This window comes from Pacificibacter marinus (assembly GCF_900109555.1).
In the GTDB taxonomy this organism is placed as follows: Bacteria; Pseudomonadota; Alphaproteobacteria; order Rhodobacterales; family Rhodobacteraceae; genus Celeribacter; species Celeribacter marinus_C.
The window spans coordinates 221,007-232,687 of the sequence record NZ_FNZV01000005.1 but is presented as its reverse complement, the minus strand read 5'-3'; the positions used below and the strand labels follow the sequence as shown (position 1 = coordinate 232,687).

Sequence of the window (11,681 nt, the reverse complement as noted above, 5' to 3'; positions counted from 1 at the left end):
TGGATGGCGGTGTCTGACACGCCGCTCGAAAAAGACGACATGGGCGAGTTTATTGAGACGCAGGCCAAGAACATCATGGACCCAACGCCCGCGATCATTGCCCGCGTACAAGACGATAAAAACGACGATTGGGAAAATCGCCTGATTGAAACGGCCTGCAAGATTGAGGGCCGATACGGCCAGCTCACGCAGCTGCTGCAAATGTCGAAACAGTTCCTCGTGAATGAAACCAGTGACCTCAAACTGACCACCAACCGCGACACTGGCGAAGCGGAAATGAAGTTCATCAATGAGCACAAAGGCCTCAATGGTCAGCCGCTGAACCTGCCAAACCTGATCATCATTGCCATCCCGGTGTTTTTAAACGGCCCGCTGTACCGCATGCCCGTGCGCTTTCGCTACCGCAAGACAGGCGGTCAGGTGAAGTTCATCCTGTCGATCTACAACCCCGAGAAAGCCTTCGAGGCGTCCTTCGATGAGTCCCTCGACCTAGCCGTCGCGCACACCGACCTGCCGCTTTTTAAAGGCACGCCGGAAGCGTGACGCATTGGTGTGGGCTCAGATGAGCTTACGATTTGGACGGTGATCGACAGGCAAGTGTTCGTCAGCGGTTAGGATATAATTCGGAGCCTTGGCTGACCAACGCACGCGATAATGCATGATTTGAAATCTTCATGCACAAAACAAACAAGACCTCAAAACCGAGGTCTATGTTTTAAAGCATTATTGGTGAAAAACATGACAACACTTATGTGGACAACAACAGATACAGCAGAAGCACTTGGCATGACCGCAAGCGCGTTTCGCAGTAAAAAGAAAGCCCTAGAAGCAGACGACTTCCCTAAACCGGTGCCTGTTTTATCCCGATATGTCGCGGCAGACGTGAGGGCTTGGGTCAACTTGAAAAGCAAATTCCGTAACACGAGCCAATTTAATTTATCAAATGGCGACGATATCAGCCCCGAAATTCTGATTGAGGATAAAGGAGTAAATCATGAAAACCTTTAAGCCAGCGCTTCGGGATGGGTCAGACCCGCTTTATGCGCCCTGCATATCATGGTCTAAGAACACGGCCTCATGGAAGGCACCAAAGCGCTTTCTTGAGGCGGGATACCAGGTCAAATCTGTGAATTTGAAGCTATCAGGCAACAAAGATGATGACTTGCAGATTCATAGAGCCCAGAGATGTCGCGAGCTCACTATTGCCATGATCGATTGGTGGGACGCCCAAGATAATTCTGGATGGGACGTCAGAACTTGGGGTTATGTAATCCACCGATATTTAACTGATGATGTAAGCCCATATGCGAGCGTCAAAGCAAACACCCAAAAAGGCTACCAGTACACTTGTGCGTACTGGAACAAGGCAATCGGCCACATGAAGGTCGAAAAGCTTGATTTCTTTGAGCTCAAGAATATTGAGAAAACTATGGGCAATAAAGGGCGCAGCGTGGATTTCATCCATCGCATGTTTACTCAGCTTCGTGGTCTTGCACGCTATGCTGCACTGCTCAAGATCGAAGGTGCCGCAGATGTAAAAGAAACCCTTTCTAACATGCGGATCAAAGCACCATCCCCATCGGATGAAAGACCGACACGCAAGCAGATCGAAGATGTTGTCGCTCTAGCTGATGCCGCTGACGACAAAGCCTTTGCTGCAGGTCTTTTATTGCAATTCGAGTTTGCTTTACGCGGCAGTGACGTTAGAGGCCAATGGTTTGAAATATCAGTAGCCGAATACCTACAGGGCGGGATTGTACGAAAATCCAGACGTGCATCTAAAACCATTTATTCCAGATGGCAGGATGGGCTCTGCATCGAACACTTCGATCAGGGCATGACCATGTTTAAAAAGGTTATTTCAAAGACAGCCAAATCATCCCCCAAACCAATTACTTTCCCGCTTGATGGATTGCCTGATCTTCGCATCAGACTATTGGAACTCAAAGCTGGACGCGACAGTGGCCCATTGATCATATCAAGCCGGCACAACCTCCCTTTTGAGCATACGGCATTCACCGCCATTTGGCGCAAGTACGCCAAAGCCGCAGGTGTTCCACCAGAGATAAAGCTGAAAGATGCACGCGCTGGGGGCTTAACAGAAGCTGAGCAGATGGGCGCAGATCCCCGCCAGCTACAAGCGGCAGGTCAGCACGCCAACTTCTCTACAACACAGCGATACTTACGCGACAATGACTCACAGGTCGCACAAGTTGTACGTCTGCGTCAGACGGGAAGAGGATTAGCTTAGCTATTTGTACGAAAAAAGGGAACGATCCAATATTGATCCAATATTGATCCAACCTAAAACGCAAAACCGTGTAAGTTATTGAATTGATGGTGCCCCCACACGGACTCGAACCGCGGACCTACTGATTACAAATCAGTTGCTCTACCAGCTGAGCTATAGGGGCACTGAGGGTCGTTTAAGGATATTGGCGGGGGGGTGCAAGAGTATTTTTGAGAGTTTTTTGCACTAATTCAAAAACTTTTTCCGACGCACTATCGGCGTTGACTGCGAACACCTTTTTTTCTTGGGGATTTGGCATCTCTAAGGTTTCAAGTTGGCTATCAAGCAAACTGGTTGGCAGGTAATGATTTTCGCGTACGGCCATTCGTTTTAGAATCGCAGCACGTGTGCCGTGCAAAAGAACGACTCGCGCACGGCCTGTTTCAGAAATCAAAAGATCGCGGTAGCTTTGTTTGAGCGCGGAACAACTGACGACGGCGCAGCCCTGTTTGCGTGCGGCTTTGCGTGCTGCCTGTGCCAAGATCTGAAGCCATGGCAGACGCATTTCATCTGACAAAGGCTTCCCTTAGGACATGTGTTCAACGTTTTGTGGCGGGTTGAAATCATCGGCCTCAAGAAAAGGAATACCATGGATTTCGGCCAGACGACTGGCGATCGTGTTTTGCCGCAGCCGGTCACCCCCGCGACGATAATAATATCGGGACCTTAAGTTAAATCAGACGCATTTTCAGAGCGCGCCATGAGAATGACGGCCACCAGCCCCACAGCAATCACCAACAAAGCAGCAGGCGAGGCTTGTTCAAGCTGTTCAAGCGACGCCTTTTCATGCACCCGCGTGGCCAGCGTGTTGTAGTTGAACGGACGCAGCAAAAGCGTGGCGGGCAGTTCTTTGACGCAATCGACAAAGACAAGCAACAAAGCCGTGCCAACGGACCCACGAATGAGCGGAATGTAGACACGGCGCAATGTGCCGCCCAGTGTTTGCCCCAGCGATCTAGCGGCCATTGGCAAAGACGGCGCAACCCGCCCCATGGCCGCATCCGCAGCGCCTTGAGCGATGGCAAAGAATCGCACTGTGTAGGCAAAGATGATGGCAAAGGCAGAGCCCGTGAACAGCAGGCCGATTTCGTGCCCTGTGAGCTTTAAAATCAGATCGGCCAAAGCATTGTCAAACGCGGCCAGCGGAAACAGAATTCCGATCCCCAAAACGGCACCGGGCGCGGCGTAGCCAAGCGTCGTAAAGGGCAATGCCAAACGCGGCAAAGCGCGCCCCGTCAAACGCACCCCGTAGACCATGAACAAGGCCGCAGTCACCGTGACCAATGACGCAATCCCTGCCACGGTAAGCGTGTTTTTAAAGGCTGAAATCAACCCCGGTGCAAGCCATTGCTCGGGCTCGCCCAAAGCGTGACTTAAAATAACAGCGACGGGCAGAATAAAACCAACAGCAAAAGGAATGAAGCAGACAAAGGTTGTCAGCCAGCCTTGTGCGCCCGTCAGTTTGATCGCCAAAATAGGACGCGGATGGCGTGCACCGCTGTGATAACGGGCTTTGCCTCGCGATGACTTTTCAAAGGTGAGCAACAAAAGCACAACCAAAAGCACCACAGAAGCAATCTGCGCCGCGCCGCCTGCATTGCCCCCTTCTAACCACGTGGAAAAGATGCCCGTGGTCAGGGTTTGCACTGCGAAATACGACACGGTGCCGTAATCTGACACAGTTTCCATCATCACAATGGCCGTGCCAGCCGCAATCGCGGGGCGCGCCATTGGCAAGCCTACACGCCAAAACCGTGCAAAAGGCCCCGCCCCCAAAGCGCGTGAGACTTCGTAGACAGACCCCGAATGTTCACGGAACGCCGCGCGTGCCAGCAAGAACACATAGGGCGTTAAGGCGGCGGACAGCACGATGATAGCAGAACCGATAGAGCGGATTTCGGGAAAGGCATAGTCACGCGCAGACCGCCAGTCGAACACGTTGCGCAACAAAGTTTGCACAGGGCCAGCGAATTCCAAGAAATCCACCAATGCATAGGCCCCGACATAGGCAGGGATGGCCAAAGGCAATAACAACAGCCACTCAAGCGTTTTGGACAACGGGAACCGGTACATGGTCACCAACCAAGCGGTGCCCGTGCCAACGCAAGCCGACAAAAGCGCCACACCCAATGCCAAAATGCCCGTGGTCATCGCATAGCGTGGCAATGTCGTGGCCAACAAATGCGGCCAGATATTTTCGGTCGGGTGAAACGCGATCCAAATCACCGCAAAGATCGGCATAAGCACCAAAGCTGCAATGACGACAGAGCCAAGTGACCAGATGCTCAACCTGCTGACCGGCCGCAAGCGGTTTTTAGGCGCAATATCTGTCGCGCAGCTTTGTTCAAGCACGTCTGGTTGCTGCGGATCAGGCACGTTTTTTTGAGGCTGAGTGATATCGTTGGTCATTATGAGGACCGCATACGCGAAACCGGTTTCGCTGTCCAGAAAAGCGCATATACTGTACCCAAACAATTCGCATGCGCACCAAAGGCCAACCCCATCTATGCTCATCTCATTTCACATCGGCGCGCACTGTACATATGGCTCGAAACTTATGCGCGGGCTTTTAAAAAACCGGCCCATCTTGGAACAGCACGGCGTCATTGTGCCTCCACCCTCGCGGTATCGGGAAGTCTTGCCGCAGGTGATGAAAAAAATCAAAACCAGCCGCGCCACCACCGAAGCCGAAGAGATGGTGATTGACGAAATCACCGACATGCAAACCTGCGACCGTATGGTGCTGAGCTACGAAGACCTGATTTGTATGCCCAAAGGTATTTTTTACAATGATCGCCTGTATGGCCAAGCAGAGTTCAAACTTAAATGGCTGCGCAACGTGTTTCCCAGCAGTCCGATGGAATTTCACATCGGCGTGCGCAATCCTGCGACCTTTATACCTGACGCTTGCCCAGACTCTGAAAACTACGCGGACTTCATTGGCAAAACCAATGTAGATGCAGTGCTTTGGTCCGATCTGATTAAAACTATGCGCCGCGCCTGCCCCGATGTGCCCGTCACCGTGTTCGCCTATGAGGACACGCCTTTGACATGGTCGCAGGTCATGCGCAGCATCGCAGGGCTTGATCAAATGGTGCCTATTGAAGGCGGGTTGGATATCTTGGCTCAAATCATGCAACGCGAAGGCATGAAGCGTCTGCGCACGTATTTGCACACCCATCCGCCGCAAAATGAAATGCAACGCCGTCGGATTTTATCTGCGTTTTTGGACAAATACGTCGATGAAGACGCCATTGAAGAAGAAATCGATCTGCCCGGTTGGGATGATGCTTTGATCGAGCGCCTGACTGAGCGCTACGAAGATGACCTGTACGCGATCGAAGACATTCCTGGCGTCACATTTATCCAACCGTAATTTATGGCCCGACGCTCTACACACCAATAGGCCCTCCAGTGTGCAATTCAGATCACCGTCAAAAACGACTAAAATGAAAAAACCGCGCGGTAAGGCCAGCGCGGTTTTCTTATCTTAAACCCATGCCTTTGGATGCATTGGTTTCAATCCAATCAAGCTCGGCTTACGCCATGCCCAACGCTTCTTTGTACATTTCAAGAACCGCTTCTTCTTCGGCAATTTCATCTGTAGATTTCTTACGCAGAGCAATCACTTTGCGCAGAACTTTGGTGTCGTAACCGCGCCCTTTGGCTTCGGCCATCACTTCTTTTTGTTGGTCAGCGATGTCTTTTTTCTCCATCTCCAACCGCTCATAGCGCTCCACGAACTGGCGCAGTTCATCTGCGGTCACACGGTACGCGGCATCGGGGCCTGAAGGGGTGTTGTCATCGATCATGGTCGAGCCTTTTCTTGGCAAAATGTGGACTTGGCAAAGCGGGATGAGATCTGCTGACCTCGGTTGATCTGATCCCTAGCGCCCCTGCCCGCGCATGGCAAGTCTCAGGCGTCTTGATCTGCCGCTTTGGCTGGTTGTTGCTCGCGCGGCAACGCTTTGCTTTAACCATATCCACACGTCATATCGCCCGCCTATATAACATGTGGCACATCACAAACTTGCACCCACACGCAGGACACGCTAGGCGATCTGAAAACAAAGAAAGGAATGCCGATGGAAATGCTCATTTATGCAGGCGTGGTTTTGACCTTGGGCGGAGTTGCGCTTTTGGTTTATTGTATTTTGCAAGCCGCAAAGGCCCGTAAATCTGGCGGAACCGAAGATGAAATTCGTGTTCGGTTGCAAAAGGTTATTGCGCTAAATTTGGTCGCTTTGATGATTTCAGCAATCGGTTTGGGCGCGGTGACCATCGGCAGCATCCTATCCTAACACGCATTGCTTTTTAGGCTATGACACACCCCTAGCTTGGATGATGCCGCAACGCCCCGCGATTCTGGGCGTTGCCTTTTGGTCAGCGTTACTCTGCCCCATTATGTTGACATAGTTTCAATGAAAACACATCCAAACACCCCAAATTCATAAGATAATATCCGGTTCGGAAACAGTTAATCATTTAGGCTGCGGAATCCTTTTGATCGCCTCTGAAATGCCCTAGTTTATGCTCATGTCGTTAACCATGTGGATGTCATGCCAGACACAGGTACACGCAAGCACACCCCTTTTAGGGCACCCAAGTCGCGTATCTGCGTCAAGGCAAAACGACTGAGAAAATGGATAAGGCAGCAATGGATCAACCGCCCAAATCGGACGCACAAAACGTGCGGACATCTGATATTTCAGACCTGCCGCGCGCGCAATGGTTGGAAGCCATCGAAGATATTGGCGAAGATGCGGGTTATTTTGAACCTTTGGGCGCAGATCATTGCGTCATGTTTTCAGACGAAGCCCCTCGACTGCTGGTGACGTTCGAATCCTATGACAGCATCACAGAGCGCAGCGAAAATGGGCTGCCTTTGGGGTATAATTTTGCAAAAAAACATGGCTGGTCCCACCTGAGTATTATCGCCCATGGCAGCGACCCAACATCCCTGTGGTTCCGCGTTCATAACATCTATGGCTATTTTGATCGGCTGGTGGATGAAGGCTTTTTTGAAGACTTCGACCAAGTCGTTTTTTACGGTGCGGGGCACAGTGGTTATGCGGCCTGCGCCTATTCTGTTGCCTCCCCTGGGGCGACAGTCATTGCCATAGCGCCCCAAGCAACGCTTGATGCACGCCTCGCGTCATGGGACAAACGGTTTTCAAACACGCGGCGCATGGATTTTTCCACCCGCTATGGGTTTGCCCCTCATATGATCGACGCAGCGGATCACGCAATGATTTTATACGACCCGCACATCGACCCAGACGCGATGCACGCCGCCCTATTCAAAAATCGTCATACATCATTGCGACCTGTTCGCAATTTTGGGGCAGACCCCGAATTTGAAATGCTCGAAATGGGCGCGGTTGAACCCATTCTTATCGCTGCCATGAACGGGGTTTTGACTCAACGGGTTGTCACGCGAGCCTTGCGCAACCGACGTCATCATGCGGGCTACCAGCGGCGCCTGTTGACCGAGGTGACGGCGCAAAATCATCCCTTGCTCACCACACGTTTATGCACGCATGTTCTCAAAACCAGAAAAGCTCGGCCATTCGAAAGCGCACTGGGCTTGGCGCAAAAATCTATGCAAGAGCAAGGCATGACGATCCCTTTTGACGCCAAACCAGACTAAATCCCGCCTAGTCTCACGTGCCAAGACCACCATCTTCTTCGACAAAAGCACAGATAGCCTCAACGCCGATCCCTGCCCGCAAAGACGCCATCACATAGGGCAACGCGCCACGGGCCGCTTTCGTGTCTTGCTCAAGCAACGCCAAATCGACATCCACATGCGGGGCCAAATCGGTTTTATTGACAATCAACAAATCTGACCGCGTCAATCCCGGTCCCTTTTTACGCGGAATATCCTGCCCTGCCGCTGTATCAATCACATAAAGCGTCAAATCCGCCAACTCAGGCGAAAACGTTGCAGCCAAATTGTCGCCGCCACTTTCGATCAAAATCACATCCAAGTCAGGGATTTTATCGGTCAAATCGGCAATAGCAGCCAGATTGATCGACGCATCCTCGCGAATAGCTGTGTGCGGGCAGCCGCCCGTTTCCACGCCGCGAATACGCTCAAGTGGCAAAATTTGTTGGCGCATCAACGCCTCAGCATCCTCGCGAGTGTAAATATCATTGGTGATCACCGCCACCGAATATCGTTGCGACAACTCCTTTGCCAAAGCGCCTGTCAGCGTGGTTTTTCCAGCCCCAACGGGACCACCGATACCCACCCTAAGGGGGCCATTTTTCGACGCCATTTTCACAGTCCTCGTATAAATTTCATAGGGCCACCTGTCAGCTTTTGAACAGCCGGACCTCCATATCTTCGTGCCGCGCCGCGCTTAAATCAGCGGCAAAAGCACTTGTGGTCAACGTGCTATTTGTCGCCTCAAGTACTGCGGCTGCCTGCGCCTCAATAACAGGGTGCAAACGCGCTAAAACGGTTTGGCCCGCACTTTGTCCCAAAGGAACAAACCTTACAGCAGCACTTACAAGATTCGCCGTAAAGCTATGCAAATAAAGTGAAATTATAGCTTCAGGCGCAACATCCATACCTCTCGCAGCCTGACCAACAGCGACAGGCAAAGCGCAAGCCGTAATATCGGTTCCGCCCATTGCTAAAACTGTCCGCACAAAAGCCGCGCCCTGATCATAAGCTTCCATCCAACGCTCACGCGTGCCCGCCAAAGCCTCAGCCATCTGAGCCATGTCATCCGCGTCTGCGCCAGTCAACACCTGCGACAAGAGCCATGCATCCACCTTACCGCCGCCCACTTGTAACGTCATTTTCAGCCAGTCTTCCAACGTGTCTGCATCGGTCACAGCCCCGTCAGACATGACCAACTCTAAGGCATGCGAATAGGCAAAAGCCCCAAGCGGGAATGACGGCGAAAGCCATTGCGTGAGACGCAAAAGGTCGATGGTCGACGCCTGCGCTTTAGTCATGGTGATGCCCATGTATGTGGTCGTGGTGGTGGAGTTCATGGTCGTGACCATCATCAGGCAGCGCAGGATCAACATGATCATGACTGCCATGATCATGCCCCATCGTACGCCCATGCCCATAGGCCCCACCCTCAGGCGTGAATGGCGCTTCAATATCTTTCACTTCAGCTCCAAGCTGAAGCAACATAGCCTTAAGCACAGGATCGCGCTGAATCACCAACTGATCAGGCGCCAATTCACAGGGCGTGTGCCGGTTTCCAACATGCCAAGCATAGCGCAGCATATCTGGCCCAGTGATGGCAAACAGGTCTTCCTGCGCAGCCTCAACACACACAATGCGTCCATCGCTAAGTAAAAAACCCTGCCCCGCCGAGACAGAAATGGTTTTAGGCAAATCAACATAAAACGCCTCCCCTTGAGAAGTCGTTAATTTCTTACGCCGCAACAATCTTTGATCATACGTCATGGCAACAGTGTCATGCGCCTTGCCTGCCGAAACACGGTCTACGGCAACGATTTCATATGCTTTTTGCAAACTCATATCGCGTTCCTGTGTTGAAATTTGGAATTTTTTAACCGACTCGCCCCCAAATGCAGGGCAAGGAGATCATTTTGATGACACACACACCGCTGCACGCCATCGACGAACTTGCCAACTTGCGTGGAACCATAGCTGCGCTGCGCCTGCGCGAATCCGAGCTCTGCGATGAAATTCGTACGGGGGCCACGGAACATGGCACATTGCGACTTGAGGGTAAAAAACGCATAGCCGTGATCGAAATACGCAAAACATATCAATTGGATGTCTCGCAAGTCCCTGATGAAATTTTGAACGATCCCAACCTGTTTATCGCGTCTCACAAAACGCATGTCCTCTTGTGGCCCAAAACCAACACGACGAACGGGACTGCGGCCCAAGATACGAGCTTGGACAGCACGCCAAACACCGAACATGTCGAGCAAGACCTGTCTCATTGCGATATCACCGCGCAAGAAACGGTCGAACCAGACGTTGCGGAAACCCTTGCAGTACTGGAAATGGATGCTGAACCGGATATCACGGAGGGTTTTGCCCCCGCGAGCCAAGCTAATGTTCCAGAACCAACTCTTGATGTGCAAAATACTAATTTGTCGGAAGAGAGTTTCAGCGAACTCAATGAGCCTGAAAACGTTGTCGTCACCGAGCCTGACATTGAAGCCCCGAGCGATCCGGATATCGCAACGCAAGTTGCCCCGAACGACACTGTTTTTGATATTGTCGATGCAAATACGCCGATGCCTACGATAGATATGCCCACTCTTGATACGCAGCAAATTGCAGAAACGGCCGAAGAAATCGGATCGCCACCCGACTTGCGTGCAACAGCCTATACAGACCTGCAACCAATGGGAGATTTGACCGAAGAAGATGTTGAAGCAGCCCTTTATGCCGCCGACATAGCGATGGAGCCGGCAATGGATACTGAGGCGGTTCTGGACACGGAAATACTGCAAGCTCAGCTTGATACACAAATAGAAACTGGCGACACGACTCAAGACGCAGCCGCGTTTGCCACCCGTAGAGTGATTGGTGCTCCAGGCTGAACAACTGAAATTTTGCGACCCAATTACGGCCTCTCCTCCTAAATCATCAAACGTCGTTTCAGAAGGAACCACATCATGTATATGCCAAATTCTCATGTTGACGAGCTTGCCAAAATTCGAGGCCAAATTGCCGAACTGCGAGCGCGGGAAACCACACTGGAAGCGCGGTTTATTAAGCAGCGTTCCTCTGGACCATTCACAGGGTTTTCTGGCGATGTTGTTGTTGATCAAACCGCCCATGAGGTGTTCGACATTGCCAAACTGCCCGATGCCATGCTGAACGACACGCGGTTTTATTCTTTGCGCCACGTGACCACGGTTCGTATTGAACCGCATGAAACGGTTAACGCGATGTCGTTGACTGCACCGCGGATGTCTATATCCAGCCTGTAGTCGATCAATCAGCAATAAAGGCGCTTTAAAGCCAACACAATTTTCCCGTGGTGCGGCACGCCGCATAATCGGCAAAGAAGCAACACGAGAGCACTGAAACAACATTGACCGTGCCTCATACTGGCCCTCGCGCACAACATACCGCACGGACAGCGTCAAAAAGACAGCCGCGTTTTCGGCGCGACGGAACGATAAGCAGCCCCAATGTAATCCGCCAAAAGCGCAACATCTATGCTGTTGAGTTGCAGGTATGTCCAGCCATCCTGCTGCTCTGCTACCACGGCACCCGCTGCGCACAATTCCACAAATGCGGCATGTTGGCTGACACCCAGCTTGAGAAAACCAGACCTATTGTCACCCAGTTTCGCAAACGCATTTCCTGCATGATCAAACACACTAGACTTGCCCTTTTGGGTCACATCAACACCTTTGTGCGACATGGCAA

At 51.8% G+C, this 11,681-nt stretch carries 15 protein-coding genes and 1 tRNA gene; 8 read left to right on the top strand and 8 right to left on the bottom strand.

What is annotated here, in order from left to right:
• The 3 genes from BM025_RS08860 to BM025_RS08850 all read left to right on the top strand — a co-directional run.
• Positions 1-543, top strand: a 543-nt coding sequence (locus BM025_RS08860) for a DUF2303 family protein (RefSeq protein WP_139204560.1), incomplete at its 5' end; no start/stop codon positions are given.
• 195 nt (positions 544-738) lie between these two features.
• Positions 739-1,008, top strand: a complete 270-nt coding sequence (locus BM025_RS08855) for a hypothetical protein (protein ID WP_139204559.1) — start codon at positions 739-741, stop codon at positions 1,006-1,008.
• Complete coding sequence (locus BM025_RS08850) at positions 995-2,251, top strand: tyrosine-type recombinase/integrase (protein ID WP_085849235.1); 1,257 nt, start codon at positions 995-997, stop codon at positions 2,249-2,251. Before BM025_RS08855 ends, BM025_RS08850 begins: the two co-directional genes overlap by 14 nt.
• 87 nt (positions 2,252-2,338) lie before the next feature.
• Here BM025_RS08850 and BM025_RS08845 read toward each other — a convergent pair.
• From BM025_RS08845 to BM025_RS08835, 3 genes are all read right to left on the bottom strand, one after another.
• Positions 2,339-2,414: transfer RNA gene (locus BM025_RS08845), tRNA-Thr, on the bottom strand.
• A 12-nt stretch (positions 2,415-2,426) separates the two neighbouring features.
• Complete coding sequence (locus BM025_RS08840; RefSeq protein ID WP_085849236.1) at positions 2,427-2,807, bottom strand: hypothetical protein; 381 nt, start codon at positions 2,805-2,807, stop codon at positions 2,427-2,429.
• A gap of 149 nt (positions 2,808-2,956) precedes the next feature.
• Positions 2,957-4,531, bottom strand: coding sequence for an ABC transporter permease (locus BM025_RS08835; RefSeq protein WP_244515571.1), 1,575 nt, complete (start codon positions 4,529-4,531; stop codon positions 2,957-2,959).
• A gap of 265 nt (positions 4,532-4,796) precedes the next feature.
• Here BM025_RS08835 and BM025_RS08830 point away from each other — a divergent pair, with 265 nt between their 5' ends.
• On the top strand, positions 4,797-5,666 hold the full coding sequence (locus BM025_RS08830; RefSeq protein WP_085849238.1) for a hypothetical protein: 870 nt from the start codon (positions 4,797-4,799) through the stop codon (positions 5,664-5,666).
• Between the two features lie 163 nt (positions 5,667-5,829).
• Here the strand turns inward: BM025_RS08830 and BM025_RS08825 are convergent, their stop codons facing one another.
• Positions 5,830-6,102 carry a DUF2312 domain-containing protein gene (locus tag BM025_RS08825; RefSeq protein WP_085849239.1) on the bottom strand — a complete coding sequence of 91 codons (273 nt, stop codon included), beginning with the start codon at positions 6,100-6,102 and terminating at the stop codon, positions 5,830-5,832.
• 273 nt (positions 6,103-6,375) lie between these two features.
• On the opposite strand from BM025_RS08825, the gene BM025_RS08820 reads away from it, so the two are divergent.
• Positions 6,376-6,591 (top strand): hypothetical protein, encoded by a 216-nt coding sequence (locus BM025_RS08820; protein WP_085849240.1) that lies wholly within the window; start codon positions 6,376-6,378, stop codon positions 6,589-6,591.
• Positions 6,592-6,932: 341 nt separating this feature from the next.
• A complete protein-coding gene (locus tag BM025_RS08815) occupies positions 6,933-7,940 on the top strand; it encodes a phosphoadenosine phosphosulfate reductase (protein ID WP_139204558.1) in 1,008 nt (335 codons plus the stop codon).
• A 13-nt stretch (positions 7,941-7,953) separates the two neighbouring features.
• Here BM025_RS08815 and ureG read toward each other — a convergent pair whose 3' ends face one another.
• The 3 genes from ureG to BM025_RS08800 are packed head-to-tail and all read right to left on the bottom strand — an operon-like array spanning position 7,954 to position 9,800.
• A complete protein-coding gene (gene ureG, locus BM025_RS08810) occupies positions 7,954-8,571 on the bottom strand; it encodes an urease accessory protein UreG (protein ID WP_085849242.1) in 618 nt (205 codons plus the stop codon).
• Between the two features lie 37 nt (positions 8,572-8,608).
• The gene (locus tag BM025_RS08805) at positions 8,609-9,349 is read right to left on the bottom strand and encodes an urease accessory protein UreF (protein WP_244515567.1); all 741 of its coding nucleotides are present in this window, start codon (positions 9,347-9,349) and stop codon (positions 8,609-8,611) included.
• The gene (locus tag BM025_RS08800) at positions 9,252-9,800 is read right to left on the bottom strand and encodes an urease accessory protein UreE (RefSeq protein WP_085849244.1); all 549 of its coding nucleotides are present in this window, start codon (positions 9,798-9,800) and stop codon (positions 9,252-9,254) included. The genes BM025_RS08805 and BM025_RS08800 overlap by 98 nt, the downstream gene beginning before the upstream one ends.
• Before the next feature lie 74 nt (positions 9,801-9,874).
• Between BM025_RS08800 and BM025_RS08795 the strand changes: the two genes are divergently transcribed.
• Together BM025_RS08795 and BM025_RS08790 are read left to right on the top strand one after the other, a co-directional pair.
• On the top strand, positions 9,875-10,843 hold the full coding sequence (locus BM025_RS08795) for a hypothetical protein (protein ID WP_139204557.1): 969 nt from the start codon (positions 9,875-9,877) through the stop codon (positions 10,841-10,843).
• Between the two features lie 75 nt (positions 10,844-10,918).
• Complete coding sequence (locus BM025_RS08790; protein ID WP_085849246.1) at positions 10,919-11,236, top strand: hypothetical protein; 318 nt, start codon at positions 10,919-10,921, stop codon at positions 11,234-11,236.
• A gap of 155 nt (positions 11,237-11,391) precedes the next feature.
• Here the strand turns inward: BM025_RS08790 and BM025_RS08785 are convergent, their stop codons facing one another.
• Positions 11,392-11,676 carry a hypothetical protein gene (locus BM025_RS08785; protein ID WP_139204556.1) on the bottom strand — a complete coding sequence of 95 codons (285 nt, stop codon included), beginning with the start codon at positions 11,674-11,676 and terminating at the stop codon, positions 11,392-11,394.
• Positions 11,677-11,681: the final 5 nt, after the last annotated feature.